This window comes from Pedobacter sp. PACM 27299 (assembly GCF_001412655.1).
Taxonomy (GTDB): domain Bacteria; phylum Bacteroidota; class Bacteroidia; order Sphingobacteriales; family Sphingobacteriaceae; genus Pedobacter.
The window spans coordinates 3620863-3635333 of sequence record NZ_CP012996.1 but is presented as its reverse complement, the minus strand read 5'-3'; the positions used below and the strand labels follow the sequence as shown (position 1 = coordinate 3635333).

Here is a 14471-nt window from a genome sequence, read left to right as displayed (position 1 = left end):
TTAACCATTTGATATGAATTCGATTAAACTCAATTTAGTTATTCTTTTATTTTTTTGTGCGGGTACTCTAGCTGCTCAGGAGCCGGATACGGCTACCGCAGGACTTTTTAAACAAGATGAACTCAAATTAATAGCTAGTGATTTTAGTTTTACAGAAGGCTGTTCTCCAAACCAGCAGGGAGATGTTTTCTTTACAGATCAGCCAAATGATAAAATCTGGAAATACAGTAGGGAAGGATTATTGTCAGTATTTCTGGACCAATCTGGCAGAGCCAACGGCACTTATTTTGATTCAAAAGGAAATCTTGTCGTTTGTGCTGATGCTAAAGGAGAACTTTGGGCAATCAATCCCTCTGGAAAAATAAAAGTGTTATTGGCAGATTTCGAAGGTAAGCAGCTTAATGGTCCAAATGACCTTTGGATCAATGCCAAAGGAGGGATCTATTTTACGGATCCTCTTTATAAGCGCGACTATTGGACAAGAACCGCGACTGATTTAAGTAGTAACGACGTTTATTACCTTCCCAAAGGAGTAAAACAGGCTAGACGTGTGGCTGCTGGAATGGTTAGACCAAATGGTATTGTAGGAACTCCGGATGGAAAATATTTATACATCGCAGATATTGGAGCAAATAAAACCTATCGGTATTCCATTGAAAAAAATGGTGATTTGGCTGGCAAAAAGTTGATGATGGAATATGGTTCTGATGGAATGACATTGGACGAAAAAGGCAATATTTACTTGACAACAGGAGCTGGAGTGTTAATTTTTAATGCCAAAGGACAAAAGATAGCTGCAATTAAGCTGCCCCATCAGCCGAGTAACCTCTGTTTTTCTGGGAAAGATAAGAATGTCCTATTCATTACCGCAAGGCAGGCAATCTATAGCTTAGCAATGAATGTTAAAGGAATAGAATAGTGCTGGTTAGACCAATTCCGGGAGCTTTTATAGCCCGCCGGAATTTTTTGTATATCATGTATTATACAGGCAGTGTAAAATGATTAATTCATGTTCAGGCGTTTCTCACAATCCTTGATAAATTTATTCCCAAATTTCTGAACAATTAGTTTAAGGCTGCCATGGCGTCCTGTAGCCGAGCAGAAATAGTAATAAGCAATTGTGGCGTCATCGAATGCTCCACGATGAGTAGCTGGAAGTGGCTGATCACAATAATTGGTAAATAAGTCAGCAAAAGTGTCTTCTAGTCTATTGTCGGATTTTAAAGTGAGGTAACCTCTGGAATCCCTATAGTTCATAGCCGCATTCAATTCTGCAATGAATTGATCGTATTTATGCGAAAAATCTAAATCTGTCTGGTTCATATTTGGTTGGTTAAAATTTCCGGCATTCCCCTAACTTGCTGATTTGTTGCAATGTTTTGTTAAGGAATTACAATACAATATACTGAGTTTGTTTTATTTTACCTAATTAATTTCAAAGCGCTACCGAACGTTGTTAGATTTGCCCGCTGTCAGTCTGCTTTCGCCCCCTCCCTCAGTTTTTCTAATTCTTTTCTATAAGAAATAATCAAACCCTTGCCAATTTGATTCAGCAAATGGCTAATCGCACAGATATTTTTATTCATCATCAACTATAACTTTATAATTAACTATCAAACAATTAATTATATTTTTTATAAAATGATGAAGCGAAATTATTTAATTTATCTGCTCCTTTTATCGCTTTCTTTGAGCACCTCGTGCAGCAAGAAAAATGTGATAGATACCCTTGTCGATGTAAATGAAACTACCGATTTTTTGGGTAGCGGTTGGGCACTATACACCCCAGTCAAGAAGATTCATCTGGATGATGATGTCGGTTTGAAAACTTATGCCTGGACAGCCTACAAATCGGCTTGTTCGCCAGTGATCTGTGCGGATTACAGCTATGACAACAGCACATTTACAGAAACATTCCAGATTTTAACGACAAAGTCGAATCGCTCAGAAATCAGGATTGAGGATAATTATAGTACAGGAAGCAGGCAGTTTTCTGGCTACCTTAAATTTGATGCCCCGCTGAATGATGAAAGCCTGATGCAGATTTTTGGCAGCACCTCAGAAAATGCAACTCAACTCATGATTCGTGGATTTGCAGAGAACGGCGGGACACTAAAAATCTCTAATAGCTTCGTTTTAGCTACTGGGGTGTACGATAAAGAAGTTCATGTCAATGTGATCCACTTGCAGGAAGATGCCGGGAGTAAAATGATCGTTTATATAGATGGAGAAAAGAAGTTTGAAAAACCAGATGCTGAAAGTGCAACCAATTATATGAAATACGGATGTTATGGGACCATGAAAACTGGTAAAGCTGTGGTACAATGGAGGGATGTGAAGTTTTATAAAAATGGTACGGCGCCTGATTAAGGAGGTCGGAAATAGAAATAGCTGCATGCGGCCCTTCACTGGGCTGCATGCTTAATTTAAGGTAAAGATGAAGTCCGAAGCAGCACTATTGCCGACATAAAACTTAAGCGTCGTTTTTGGGGATTTTAATAATGGCGCATAGGGGCCAATGAGGTCTGAAAACTGCATCTTTAAAACGTCCATATCAGTGTCCTCAGGTACACGAATCAATAAATCACCGCCACTGGATCTGATTTTCCAGCCCTTAAATGCTTCCTCAGTTTGGATCATTTTTTTCCATTCCTGTTGGTACTTGCTCATGATTTTGTCTCTTCTTTTATTTTCATTCTATGGTCTAATCCCCATTGTGCAATGCGCTCCGTTAAAGGGACTACAGTTTTACCATATTCCGTAATGGCATAACTCACGGTGATGGGGCGGGTATCCTGAGGGGTTCTACTAACCAGGCCATTGCGCTCCAATTCTTGCAGTTCTTTGGTCAGCATCTTCGCAGATATGTTTTCAACCTCCCGCTGGATCTTTTTGAACGTATTGTTTTCCTCCAGTCTGCCATTCAGATAACGCAAAATCCTGAGCCTCCATTTACCGCCTAATATATCGAAAGTGTCGTGTATGGCAAGCCTTTCCTGCGCGCAGGTCGCCTCTGTTGTGATGCCTTTATCTTTGATGGTGGCCATAATGGATTTTAACTAAGCGATGAGTTACCTCGGGTTAACCCATAGCAAAAATAAGCTTTTCGAGAATAGTTTTGTACCCATGAAACAGGTTAAAATGAAAGCAATCGTCTTAAAAGGCTTCGGTGGAACCGAAAACTTTGAATTTACCGAGGATATAGCAGTTCCAGAAGTCGGCCCGGAAGACGTATTAGTGAAGATTGAAGCCACAGCATTCAATCCAATAGATTATCAAATGAGAAAAGGGATGCCAGAAAGCAATAGGATACATTCTCCTGTTTTAGGCAGAGAGTTTTCAGGCATTGTGGTCAGTGTTGGTGCTGCGGTTACTCGATTTATTCCGGGACAAGCGGTATTTGCTGGATCTGGCAGCATGGGTTCTAATGGCACTTATGCAGAATATATTGTCGTTCCAGAAAGTATCCTGGCCCTGAAACCCAGAAACATTAGTTTTCAGGAAGCAGCTGCTATTCCCGTAGTTTATTTAACGGCGCTTCAGATCCTAGACCGTTTGCCGCTCGATCCAACACCCAGTATTCTGCTGACAGGAGCAGCCGGAGGGGTTGGGCTATCCCTGATGAAATTGTTGCTTGCTGGCGGACATACCAATCTGGTACTCACTGCAGGAAATCCTAAAAGTCAGGATGTCCTTATCGCTAACGGAGCATCGGCATCACAGATTGTCGACTACCATCACGAAGATCTAGCGCAGCTGGTGCTCATTAAAAATCAAGGAGCACCCTTTGATGTATGTATTGATCTGGTAGGCTTGGAGATGTCGGAATTATGTGCTCAGGTAATCCGGGTAAATGGCAGCTATGCAGATGTAACGGCCTTCGAAACTGCAAAAGCCAGATCGGACTTTTTTGATAAAGGAGCAACAGTATATCATATTTCAAACTATGCTTACTCCCTTTCTGGTAATTTCAAATGGTATGGAGCTCAATTAGATCGTATCGCAGAAATGATGGAAAACAAAAGTATTACTGCGCCTCCAATTTTACTTTTTGAATCATTTAGTACCCAGTCTGTTGCAGATGCCCATCGCATTCTGGAAGAAAATAATACGAATGGAAAAAAAATAGTGATGAATATCTACTGAGTTTGAAGAAAGACCATTGGTGATAGAATCACAATTTTTAATAATATAATGGCCGTTTTTCAGCATATATACGAGTAAAATGGACAAACAAACAAGACACAAAGTAAAGTTTACTTTACTTTGTGTCTTGTTTGTTTGATATTTATATCCTATGTTTAGCAAAAAAACGCTTTATGAAAAATAATCTCTTATTACCCAGTAAGTACAAGGTATTTGGCTGGATCCTTTTTTTAGTATCCGCAGCATTATACATTTATTGCTGTTCTATATATCCTAGTATGCATGATGGTAAAAATTTAGGTATCCCTGGCTTTACCTGGACTTATCCCAGTCTGTTTACTTTTGGAGATAATGAACTGACGACGGCAATATTTTCCAGTGGTGTATTAATTGGCTTATTGATGATCTGTTTCTCCAGGGAAAAAAACGAAGACGAATATATTTCCTTAATTAGATTACGATCCTGGCAATGGGCAGTACTATTTTATTTTGGTATTTTGTTTTTCGTGAATTTATTAGTTTATGGAATAGAGTTTTCAATTTTTTCATTGTATAATGTGCTCACTATATTTTTCGTGTTCATTGTGAAATTTTATTATAGTTTGTTTAAGTTAGATAGAGAAAGGTTGGTCGATGAAAAATAAAATGAGGGTCCTGAGAGCGATAAAGAATATTACCCAGGCAGAACTTAGTGACTTGATACAGGTCTCCAGACAAACCATCAACACCATCGAATCCGGTAAATATGTACCTTCTACCGTACTCGCTTTAAAAATGGCCAAAGTATTCAATGTTCCTGTGGAGGAGATATTTGAGTTGGAGCCAGAGGATTAGGTATATTGATTCCAGAATTATAGTCGTATTTGCACTAGAAGAATATCGATATCACAATGGGATATAAACTGAATTACACAGAGAAACGCTGAAATACCTCATATTTCAGCGTTTCTTTTTTAAAAATCCATTTGAATAATCGATAAGATCACGATCTTTAGCCGCTATGAAGGATTATGTTTTTGAAATTCAGTTAAAAGTGAGAGATTACGAATGTGATATCCAGGGTGTGGTGAACAATGCGGTATATCAATCTTATTTAGAGCATGCCCGACATGAATATCTGCTGTCTAAATCGCAGTCCTTTAAAGAACTCACCGCGCAAGGAATTCTGTTAATGGTAGCGCGTATAGAGATGGATTTTAAAAGATCGCTCAGCAGTACCGATGTATTTACAGTTCAGCTTAGAACGGAACGTCAGGGCGTAAAACTCGTGTTTTTCCAGGAAATTATCCGCAGCTCGGATCAGGCATTATGTCTGAAAGCAAAGGTAGACGTGGTCGCAAAGGTGAATGATAAACTCAGCAGGGGAGCGCTCTTTAATACCCTGGATATCTGATACTGATCTTGGAGGTCTAAGCTTTATACACATCAATTGATCTCGATCACTTTAGGATTTAAAGCATTTTCTTCACCGCATTTATAGCCCAAATCCCACCAATGTTTCATCTGTTCTGGATCAAATATCAAGGAATTGGAGGTAAGCGCATCTAATGGGCGGTAAAAATTCAGTTTCACCTTTTTATTCAGCCCTTCCAATTTTCCGATGGTTAAATCATCAAGGCCAATTTGATTGAGCATAAAACCGAAAATCCGGTAGGTTAAATCCAGCGCATTATGGATCGCGGGAGCTTGCAATAGATTCCGGTCTGATTTTAAAACGATCACATCAATATCTGTTGCGCCTCTTTGTATGGCTTCATAGATGGGAATCAAATCGCCCATTCCCCCATCTGCATAATCATTGCCGTTTTTGGTCACCAAACTCATAAATGGAACTAAAGAAGTAGAAGCCCAAATCCAGTCACAATAGTCCTCATAACTATGCTCTTTTGCCAGTTTATACTCTACCGTCATTTTTGTGAGATTCGAAACGGTCACAATGACATCACGGCCAGAATTCTGTATGTTTTCATAATCAACCCGGCTGATCGTTTTTTTGATGAGATTCCGTAGATTTTCACTTTCTCCAAAGGTCATCCGTTTTTTTAAAAACATCTTTAAAATCCCCAGATGATTGATGGTGGTTTTGACGATCCCATCCTTCTTTTTGATAATAAAAGGATCTATGTTGAAAATCTGATCCTGTGTGACTGCAGTAAAGACGGCTTTTAACTTGTCTATTTTACCAATAGAAAGTAAAGGCACCAGTAAACTTCCGGTAGAACTGCCAATAAATATTTTGTAATCATACTGGCAAACCGTAATTAAATATTCAGCAAGGCCGCCTGCAAAGGCACCCTTACTACCACCACCGGAAATTACTAAAGCTCTAACCATATATTTTTGATGATTAATTTAATGATTTTTTAGTGGAATCATACCTTACTATAATTACGTATTTATAACTAGGCCAGATTTTGATAAGCACAGCTCCCTTTGTGATACAATGCTTTTATCGTTGATTGTCTGGCTACCGCTTCTGCAGAACAGCTGGCCTCTACTAGGTTGAAATCTGCCTGATCACCCGGTTTTGGCCATTGCTGATTGCCCTGCTCATCTAAAGGCAGCACATTATTCGTCGCAATTTTCAGACACCTGGAAAGCTCCAGTTCTGTGGAATAACCATAAAGCTGTGCCATCAAGTTAGCTTTTTGCAGCATGCTGCCAGTCCCAAATGGACTCCAATGGTCTACTACGCTATCCGTACCGGTCATCACAGATACACCATGTTTGTATAAAGTAGGAATTGGCATGATCAATCCGCCAAAAGGAATAGTAGAAATGATCCCGATTCTGGCAGCAGCCAATTGTTCGCAAGTTTCTTCCAGTACTTTACCCTGAAGTTTACCCAATGCAAAGCAATGACTAAGGAATGTTTTTCCTTTAAGTTCCGGGTTTTCATTTACCTTTTTAATCAGATATTGAACAGTCTTAAAACCACTTTCCCCAGATTCATGTAAATGGATATCAATTCCGCGTTTGTAATCCAATGCCAGCTGTACCGTAAAATCTATGGATTTCTCGATATCACCATCAATGTTTTGCGGGTCTAATCCACCGATAAAATCAATATCCATCTGCGCTGCTTCCCTCATTAAGCCTTCGGATTTTGATTTGAAAAGCCCATGCTGAGGAAACGCAACGATTTCCACTCCAAAACTTCCCTTCTTGTTTTCAATAGCTTTATAAAGATGCTTTAAAGAATTCAATTGAGAACTGGGTTCAATATTTACATGACTTCTCGCAAAATCAGTTCCCTTGGATTGTAGTAATTCAATGAGACTTTCAGCGCGGGCTGTGGAAGTCTTTAGCATTTCCGGCAGGATCTTCTCCTCCAATGAAATCATGTCCTGCACAGATCGCTGACGTTTGGAGGTCGCTTTCCATTTTCCACCATAATAGGTTTTGTCTAAATGAATGTGCATGTCCTTCATGGCAGGTAACAAGAGGTATCCTTTAGCATCTATAGCTCCTTTTATATTGCTATTTGGCCCGATAGACTTGATTTTTCCATCTTCAACCACCATAGAGAATAAAGCAGTTTTGGTGCCGGTGATTTCGAAATCGTCGCGCTCAAACCCAGTTTCCAGCAATACATTTTTAAAAATTAATGCCTTTGAAGAGAGTAGGCGTTCTGGTGTTTCCATAGCATAAGTTGAAGTAGGAATAGCGCTGGCAGCGATGCCATATCCAATTGCGCCCATTGTTTGTTGTATGAATTTTTTACGTGTCAGCTCTTGATGAATCATGGGTATTGATAAATATGATAAGGACAAAGGTAAACGGTCCATCCTGAATTTTCAGGTAAAAATATGAATGCAAAGACCACAGAAATTAGAAGGTGTAAATGCTGTGTTTTTTTTGATTTGTTTAGAGGTGTTTTGACTAAAATTCGTATTTATTTTTCAGTTGAAACAAAATATTGAATTAAATAGGGGTATTGCTTTCTTATTTTATGGAAAAATCGACTATTTATTGGTTTTTTAATGTTTTAATCGTTTTGTTTAAATTTATTGGTTCATTTTTCTGAATGAAATGAATAGATTGAATAATCTCTTGATTAATCATTCTTTTCCCTCGTAAAATCCTGTTTCATTGATAAATGGCGCCTGATTTTGTGGTAAATCTTCGCTGAATAGAAGTATTCTTCAATTCTCTCCCATAATTTCTTTACTGATTCTATGATAACTTCAATTGTCTACCGTTCACAAATTAGTAAGTCTTTCCAAATTATTTATCAGGTAACCGTCCTGGTTATCCTCCTCACTTTTGCCGCATTACCATTTATTAAACATAAAGCACACTCAGCAATGCGGATAAAATCATTGTGCTTGATAAAGGAGTAGTCGTTGAGGAGGGAAGTCATCAGGAATTAAAGCACAACCCGAATTCTGCCTATGCAAACCTATGGAGACCGCAGGTGCCCGAGGAAGTATAGCCAAAATACTAATGTATTAAAGCGGCGATCTAAAAAAATCTAGATCGCCGCCTTTTTTATAGATGTTGGTTAACCGACAGGTGTATGTTGAGGTTCCCCAAAAGTAGAATGTTCCTTAACTAAAGTGTTATTCATGTGCAAAGTCAGTTGCACTTACCGTTTTACGATGACCATTCGGACCAACATAATCCAAAGCAAGCGTATAACCGCCTCCACCTTCAATAAACAGCAGTTTGAAAGGGTGGTAGCCTTTGCCTAAAGCAACCTGGGCCGACTTTTCAATCGCGCTGTGTAAACCATCATTGTCAACCAGTAACTTGTTGTTCAAATACAAGTTGCTGCCATCATCCGCACGAAGGTAAAACGTGTAAACACCATCCTCATCAGCATAGAAATAACCTTCATGCTGCGTTCCAAAAGTAGGCGCCTGTTCTTTCAGCGGAATCTCTATTGCCGCAGTAATGGCATCAGATTTTTTATCCGCTTCCTTAATTTCAACAACTGATTTATATGATTTAGGATAATAAGAGAATTTCAATCCCTTTTCCGCTTTACTTAAGGATAGTCCTTTTGAATAGGCTTGCTGGTCGTAATCAATGGTATAAACTTCACCCATCTTTCCATTTGGACGGAAGGCTGTAATTTTCACCTGAGTAGGTTTATTGATCAGGAGCTGACCATTATATACCTTAGAATTGACCGTTGGATGGCTGCCATCTGTCGTGTAACGCAAAATAGAACCAGCTAAGGGGTTGATAATTTTTAAGGTTGTCTGATCTACAAAAACACTTTTCGGAGAAAAGCCAGTCAGGTCCGGCTGACGGTAATTGATGTTCATTGCATCCAATAAAGGATATTGTGCATTCATTCTCTTCTCAAAAGAAGCCCAATCTTTTTCTCCAGTACTCCAGGCCACTTCAGATAGTGCCTGCATTCTAGGGAAAATCATGTATTCCAAACGTGCTTCCGAAGGGATGTATTCTGTCCAGATGCCCGCCTGAACGCCCAATACCAATTTCTCTTCTGCTTTGGTAAATCCATAATTGTAAGGATCAAATCCGTATACCTTTTTTAACGATCCCGCATCCTGCTGAAAATCAAAATAGCAGTACTCACCAGGCATCATGATCATATTCAAGCCTTTTTCTGCCGCATGTTTAGGTGCTTTTGGTACCCATGCTCTCCAATACATCATGGTCGCAGTAGGAGATACGCCACCTTCCAGAATCTCATCCCAGCCGATCATCTTTTTACCTTTGCTATTGAAAAAACGCTCCATGCGGTGCACGAAATGGCTTTGTAACTCCTCTACGCTCTTTAAGTTTTCGCGTTTCATCATTTCCTTGCATTCCTCAGATTTAGCCCAGCTGTCTTTTTCTACCTCATCAGCACCTAAATGCACATATTTGCTTGGAAACAATGCGAAAATCTCTGAAAATACGTTTTCAGCAAACTCATAGGTCGTCTCTTTACAAGGACATAGCGGTTCGGAGAAGGTTTTTCCCTGCTGACTGATTCCAGAAGCGGTCAGCCATGGCATGAGCTTCGTAGCAGCCATCATGTGGCCCGGCATGTCGATTTCAGGAATCATCTCTACGCCACGGGAACTCGCATAGCGAATCAGATCGCGCATTTCATCCTGAGTATAAAATCCACCGTACATCCGCTCACCATCAATAGTCTTGAAATGTTTTTCCGGCAAAGCGTAGTCAGGATTGTCTTTCGCCAGCTTCAAACAAACGGAATCATGAGCGTTTAATTTCCTCCAGGCCCCTTTTGAAGTCAGTTCCGGGTATTTCTTAATCTCTATACGCCAGCCTTGATCATCGGTCAGGTGGATGTGGAATTTGTTAAATTTATACAAGACCATACGGTCGATAAAGGTCTTTAAATAAGCCATATCGAAGAAATGTCTGGATACATCCAGGTGGATCCCGCGCCAGGCGAATTTTGGGGCATCAGCAATCTTCAGCGCTGGAACCACAAAAGAAGCCGCACCAGGTTTTAATGCAGAGCTGCCAATCAGTTGTTTTAATGTGGAGATCGCCCAAAAAGCGCCTTCCGGATTTGCCGTCAAAATGGTGATCTGACTAGGTTCTACCAGCAGCTGATAACCTTCTGCAGCAGTAATTCCCTGATCTTTCTTGATCAGGATAAAATTAGGACGTTTAGTGCTGCTCTTTAAACCAGCAGTAACTTGCTGAAGTTCTTTGGTGGCAGCTGCAAAACCAGCTCCTCCGCCATTGCGGATCACCGTGTTCTTGTACCAGTTGAATTGGCCTGGCATCTTTTCCAGCTGCGCAGGCTTAGGGATAATCGGGTAACTAGCTTCCTGTGACAGCACCGAAAAACTGGTGCTTACCGCTAAGAAAGAAACTAGTAAAAATCGTTTTAGGTTCATTTAAATAGTGTTGTGTGTGTTTCAAATTAACTAAAAAATATCCGTACTAAGGCTATAAAAAGGCAGAGTTTGCCCTCAGCTCCTCCCTAATTAATTACTCTAAATGCTTTTTTTATTAAAAGAACACCCTATTTTTAGAATATGAAATTGTATCGTCCGAAGCTCCAGCGTTTTCTCCTTAGCGTTTCCCTTGTTTTTATCGGCACTGCCGGCAGTATTTATGCCCAGAAAAAACCGAATATCATCGTGTTTCTTGTCGACGATATGGGTTGGCAAGACACTTCTTTGCCTTTCTGGACACAAAAAACACCTTTAAATGAACGTTACCATACGCCAAATATGGAAAGACTGGCGAAAGATGGTGTCAAATTCACGAATGCCTATGCCACCCCGGTATGTACACCAACCAGGGTGAGCATGATCACCGGAATGAACGCAGCACACCATAAAGTAACCAACTGGACGTCGCCGCAGCTCAATGTTTCTTCCGATAACACAGATGAGCAGTTTGCAGCTGCCACCTGGAATTATACCGGTCTAAGTCCTAAAGCAGGCATTTCAAATACGATCTACGCCACTCCATATCCGCAATTGCTAAAAGATGCCGGATATTTCACCGTTCATGTTGGAAAAGCACACTGGGCATCAGTGGGTACGCCTGGGGCAAGTCCGTACAACCTCGGTTTTATCGTAAACGTGGCCGGGCATGCCGCTGGTCATCCTCAAAGCTATTTTGCGCAGGATTATTATGGCAACAAGCCTGGGAAAAATACCATGCAATCGGTACCTGATTTAGAAAAATATTATGGTTCAGATACTTTCCTGACAGAAGCACTTACACTGGAAGCGATGAAAGTATTGGATGGCCCGATAAAGAACAAGCAGCCTTTTTATTTAAATATGGCGCACTATGCCGTACATGATCCTTTACAGGCTGATCCTCGTTTCTATCAGAAATATATAGATAAAGGTATAGACCTGCAGGAAGCTAAATACGCTTCTTTAATAGAAGGAATGGATAAAAGTCTGGGGGATATCATGGACTATTTAAAAGCAAATGATGTGGCTCAAAATACCATCATCATCTTTATGAGCGACAATGGCGGACTCAGTCTGACACCACCGAGAGGTGGTTTGCCACATACACAAAACCTACCTTTGAAGGCTGGTAAGGGCTCTGTAAATGAAGGGGGTATCCGCGAGCCGATGATCGTGAAATGGCCCGGTGTGGTAAAACCTGCTGCAACGGCAAACCAATACGTCATCATCGAAGATTTCTTTCCAACCATACTGGAAATGGCAGGGCTAAAACACTATAAAACCATTCAGGAACTAGATGGAAAAAGTATAGTGCCGATCTTGAAAAATGTAAATTATACCGATAACGAACGTGCACTCTATTGGCATACCCCGAATAAATGGATCCCTAAAGATGGGCCAGGAATCAATTATAAATCTGCGGTCAGAAAAGGAGTCTGGAAATTGATTTATAACATGCGCGACGGCAGCAAAGAACTCTATGACCTGAAAACGGATATCGGAGAACTCAAAGATCTGGCGCTGGAAAACCCAGGGAAAGTAAAAGAATTGTCTGCCTTACTAGCTGGGCAATTGAGGAAATGGGAAGCACCGATGCCGATTGTTAAAAGCACTGGAAAACCAGCAGTATGGCCAGATCAGACCGATAAATAATACCTGTAAAAGAACCTAAATAAACAAATGAAAAGATACCTGATATCCATGCTCATTATCATGGCTTTAACAGATTTTAAATCAGCGCTGGCACAAGAAAAGAAAACCTGGAATCCAGCAGCAGACAGCCTCAGTATGATTCATGGCAGAGGCTGGTCAAATGGCTATAAGAACAGCTACGACCGACTCCCCGCAGAGGCAGAGAAAAAGGTACGTACTGCAGTGTGGAATCTGGCGGAAAATAGCGCTGGACTAAACCTGAGGTTCAAAACTGATGCAGAAGAGATCGTCGTTAAATTTACAGTTAAAGGGGCATTCCAGATGCCACACATGCCGGCTACTGGGGTGAGCGGTGTAGATTTATACGTTAAGGATATCAACGGGAAATGGCTCTGGTGTGCCGGTAAATTCGCCTTCGGAGACACCATTCAATATCGCTTCTCGAATATTTTAGGAAAAGAAGGCCAGGTGAAAGACTGGGAATATAAGTTATACCTGCCACTGTACAATAGTGTGAAATGGATGGAAATTGGGCTTCCAAAAGAAGCCAGCTTAACCAAAATCCCTGTACAGCAGGAAAAGCCAATTGTAGTATATGGTACTTCTATCGCTCAGGGTGCCTGTGCCACAAGACCAGGTTTGGCCTGGACCTCCATTACCGGAAGAAAACTGGACCGGCCAATGGTAAACCTGGGTTTCTCCGGAAACGGGAAGCTGGAGCCCGAAGTATTGGACTACCTCAGGCAAGTAGATGCCAGTCTATACGTGCTAGATTGCCTGCCCAACCTGATCAGCAAAGACATGAATGCCACACTGAGTAAAAAGATCGTAAATGCCATCAGACAGATTCAACAGAAAAGGCCAGGAGTTCCGATCTTACTTACAGAACATGATGGTTTTGCAGAGGCTGAAATGCAGCCGATCAGGAAAACTGAAGTAGAAACGATCAATGGAATCCTTAGAAACACCGTAGATTCCCTAACAAATACAGGAGTTAAAAACCTGTACCTGCTTTCCAAAGCAGCGATTGGACAAGATATTGAAAGCATGGTAGATGGCGTACATCCCAATGATATCGGCATGATGAACTATGCCAGCGCGTATGAAAAGAAGATCAAAAGCATTTTTAAAGAAGAAGAAGGTCGTATTTCTACCATTATCCCGGTTACGCAGCGGAGAGATGCCAATACGTACGACTGGGAAACCAGGCACAACCAAGTTTTAGCCTATACAGCAGCACATCAGCCAAAACTGGTTTTTATCGGGAACTCCATCACTCATTACTGGGGAGGGCAACCCGCTGCACCGCATGTAAATGGAAAAGAGGCCTGGCTTAAATACTTTGGAAATAAAAATGCAGTGAATATGGGCTTTGGATGGGATCGTATTGAGAATGTACTTTGGCGCGTTAATCACGGAGAACTGGATGGTTTTTCTGCTCAACAAATTGTGCTGATGATCGGTACCAATAACCTGGAATTCAATACAGATGATGAAATTTTGCAAGGGCTTAAAACGTTGCTGAAAACCATTAGGTATAAGCAGCATAATGCAAAAATAGTGGTGGTAGGCATCCTGCCAAGAAAAGGCATGGAGCTCAGAATTGCAAAGCTGAATCCACTAATCGCCAGGATAGCTGCAGGCAAAGACCTTAAATTTATAGATGCTTCAGCGGTTTTCCTGAACCCTAAAAAACAAATTGATGAATCCTTGTTTTCTGATGGTCTGCATCCAAATGCAACAGGATACGAGCGATTAGGGAAAATCCTTGCTGGCCAGATCAATTAATCCTTAAAC

General features: G+C 40.8%; 14 protein-coding genes. 8 read left to right on the top strand and 6 right to left on the bottom strand.

The genetic code is table 11. The features are described 5' to 3' along the window. The first annotated feature begins 13 nt into the window (after nucleotides 1-13). On the top strand, nucleotides 14-919 hold the full coding sequence (locus AQ505_RS15270) for an SMP-30/gluconolactonase/LRE family protein (protein ID WP_062548975.1): 906 nt from the start codon (nucleotides 14-16) through the stop codon (nucleotides 917-919). An 83-nt stretch (nucleotides 920-1002) separates the two neighbouring features. Here AQ505_RS15270 and AQ505_RS15265 read toward each other — a convergent pair whose 3' ends face one another. After that, nucleotides 1003-1323 (bottom strand): hypothetical protein, encoded by a 321-nt coding sequence (locus AQ505_RS15265; RefSeq protein WP_062548974.1) that lies wholly within the window; start codon nucleotides 1321-1323, stop codon nucleotides 1003-1005. A gap of 318 nt (nucleotides 1324-1641) precedes the next feature. Between AQ505_RS15265 and AQ505_RS15260 the strand changes: the two genes are divergently transcribed. Further along, nucleotides 1642-2370 carry a polysaccharide lyase family 7 protein gene (locus AQ505_RS15260; RefSeq protein WP_062548973.1) on the top strand — a complete coding sequence of 243 codons (729 nt, stop codon included), beginning with the start codon at nucleotides 1642-1644 and terminating at the stop codon, nucleotides 2368-2370. Nucleotides 2371-2421: 51 nt separating this feature from the next. On the opposite strand, the gene AQ505_RS15255 is transcribed toward AQ505_RS15260, so the two are convergent. Beyond that, nucleotides 2422-2670 (bottom strand): hypothetical protein, encoded by a 249-nt coding sequence (locus AQ505_RS15255; RefSeq protein ID WP_062548972.1) that lies wholly within the window; start codon nucleotides 2668-2670, stop codon nucleotides 2422-2424. Beyond that, nucleotides 2667-3047 carry a winged helix-turn-helix transcriptional regulator gene (locus AQ505_RS15250; RefSeq protein WP_062548971.1) on the bottom strand — a complete coding sequence of 127 codons (381 nt, stop codon included), beginning with the start codon at nucleotides 3045-3047 and terminating at the stop codon, nucleotides 2667-2669. Before AQ505_RS15250 ends, AQ505_RS15255 begins: the two co-directional genes overlap by 4 nt. 94 nt (nucleotides 3048-3141) lie before the next feature. Between AQ505_RS15250 and AQ505_RS15245 the strand changes: the two genes are divergently transcribed. The 4 genes from AQ505_RS15245 (at nucleotide 3142) to AQ505_RS15230 (ending at nucleotide 5539) form a co-directional block, all read left to right on the top strand. Continuing rightward, entirely contained in the window at nucleotides 3142-4146 is a 1005-nt protein-coding gene (locus AQ505_RS15245; RefSeq protein ID WP_062551045.1) for an NADP-dependent oxidoreductase, read from the top strand. 173 nt (nucleotides 4147-4319) lie between these two features. Beyond that, nucleotides 4320-4790 (top strand): hypothetical protein, encoded by a 471-nt coding sequence (locus AQ505_RS15240; RefSeq protein WP_062548970.1) that lies wholly within the window; start codon nucleotides 4320-4322, stop codon nucleotides 4788-4790. Beyond that, nucleotides 4780-4980 carry a helix-turn-helix transcriptional regulator gene (locus tag AQ505_RS15235; protein WP_062548969.1) on the top strand — a complete coding sequence of 67 codons (201 nt, stop codon included), beginning with the start codon at nucleotides 4780-4782 and terminating at the stop codon, nucleotides 4978-4980. The genes AQ505_RS15240 and AQ505_RS15235 overlap by 11 nt, the downstream gene beginning before the upstream one ends. A 166-nt stretch (nucleotides 4981-5146) precedes the next feature. After that, complete coding sequence (locus AQ505_RS15230) at nucleotides 5147-5539, top strand: acyl-CoA thioesterase (RefSeq protein WP_062548968.1); 393 nt, start codon at nucleotides 5147-5149, stop codon at nucleotides 5537-5539. A 32-nt stretch (nucleotides 5540-5571) separates the two neighbouring features. Here AQ505_RS15230 and AQ505_RS15225 read toward each other — a convergent pair whose 3' ends face one another. The 3 genes from AQ505_RS15225 to AQ505_RS15215 all read right to left on the bottom strand — a co-directional run bounded on the left by AQ505_RS15225 (nucleotide 5572) and on the right by AQ505_RS15215 (nucleotide 10982). After that, nucleotides 5572-6480: a patatin-like phospholipase family protein gene (locus AQ505_RS15225; RefSeq protein WP_062548967.1), complete on the bottom strand. Its 909-nt coding sequence runs from the start codon at nucleotides 6478-6480 to the stop codon at nucleotides 5572-5574. Nucleotides 6481-6548: 68 nt separating this feature from the next. Next, nucleotides 6549-7892: an amidohydrolase gene (locus tag AQ505_RS15220; RefSeq protein ID WP_062548966.1), complete on the bottom strand. Its 1344-nt coding sequence runs from the start codon at nucleotides 7890-7892 to the stop codon at nucleotides 6549-6551. 816 nt (nucleotides 7893-8708) lie between these two features. Continuing rightward, entirely contained in the window at nucleotides 8709-10982 is a 2274-nt protein-coding gene (locus AQ505_RS15215; protein ID WP_062548965.1) for a family 20 glycosylhydrolase, read from the bottom strand. A gap of 141 nt (nucleotides 10983-11123) precedes the next feature. Between AQ505_RS15215 and AQ505_RS15210 the strand changes: the two genes are divergently transcribed. Both AQ505_RS15210 and AQ505_RS15205 read left to right on the top strand, forming a co-directional pair. Then, nucleotides 11124-12674, top strand: a complete 1551-nt coding sequence (locus AQ505_RS15210) for a sulfatase (protein ID WP_062548964.1) — start codon at nucleotides 11124-11126, stop codon at nucleotides 12672-12674. Nucleotides 12675-12701: 27 nt separating this feature from the next. Further along, the gene (locus AQ505_RS15205; protein ID WP_157262399.1) at nucleotides 12702-14462 is read left to right on the top strand and encodes an SGNH/GDSL hydrolase family protein; all 1761 of its coding nucleotides are present in this window, start codon (nucleotides 12702-12704) and stop codon (nucleotides 14460-14462) included. The last annotated feature ends 9 nt before the right edge of the window (nucleotides 14463-14471 follow it).

Excerpts from the sequence above, each read along its gene's own strand:
- AQ505_RS15255 (WP_062548972.1), bottom strand. The coding sequence starts at position 2,670 with ATGAGCAAGTACCAACAGGAATGGAAAAAAATGATCCAAACTGAGGAA.
- AQ505_RS15225 (WP_062548967.1), bottom strand. The coding sequence starts at position 6,480 with ATGGTTAGAGCTTTAGTAATTTCCGGTGGTGGTAGTAAGGGTGCCTTT.
- AQ505_RS15210 (WP_062548964.1), top strand. The coding sequence starts at position 11,124 with ATGAAATTGTATCGTCCGAAGCTCCAGCGTTTTCTCCTTAGCGTTTCC.
- AQ505_RS15240 (WP_062548970.1), top strand. The coding sequence starts at position 4,320 with ATGAAAAATAATCTCTTATTACCCAGTAAGTACAAGGTATTTGGCTGG.
- AQ505_RS15220 (WP_062548966.1), bottom strand. The coding sequence starts at position 7,892 with ATGATTCATCAAGAGCTGACACGTAAAAAATTCATACAACAAACAATG.
- AQ505_RS15215 (WP_062548965.1), bottom strand. The coding sequence starts at position 10,982 with ATGAACCTAAAACGATTTTTACTAGTTTCTTTCTTAGCGGTAAGCACC.
- AQ505_RS15270 (WP_062548975.1), top strand. The coding sequence starts at position 14 with ATGAATTCGATTAAACTCAATTTAGTTATTCTTTTATTTTTTTGTGCG.
- AQ505_RS15245 (WP_062551045.1), top strand. The coding sequence starts at position 3,142 with ATGAAAGCAATCGTCTTAAAAGGCTTCGGTGGAACCGAAAACTTTGAA.
- AQ505_RS15260 (WP_062548973.1), top strand. The coding sequence starts at position 1,642 with ATGATGAAGCGAAATTATTTAATTTATCTGCTCCTTTTATCGCTTTCT.
- AQ505_RS15265 (WP_062548974.1), bottom strand. The coding sequence starts at position 1,323 with ATGAACCAGACAGATTTAGATTTTTCGCATAAATACGATCAATTCATT.
- AQ505_RS15230 (WP_062548968.1), top strand. The coding sequence starts at position 5,147 with ATGAAGGATTATGTTTTTGAAATTCAGTTAAAAGTGAGAGATTACGAA.
- AQ505_RS15250 (WP_062548971.1), bottom strand. The coding sequence starts at position 3,047 with ATGGCCACCATCAAAGATAAAGGCATCACAACAGAGGCGACCTGCGCG.
- AQ505_RS15205 (WP_157262399.1), top strand. The coding sequence starts at position 12,702 with ATGAAAAGATACCTGATATCCATGCTCATTATCATGGCTTTAACAGAT.
- AQ505_RS15235 (WP_062548969.1), top strand. The coding sequence starts at position 4,780 with ATGAAAAATAAAATGAGGGTCCTGAGAGCGATAAAGAATATTACCCAG.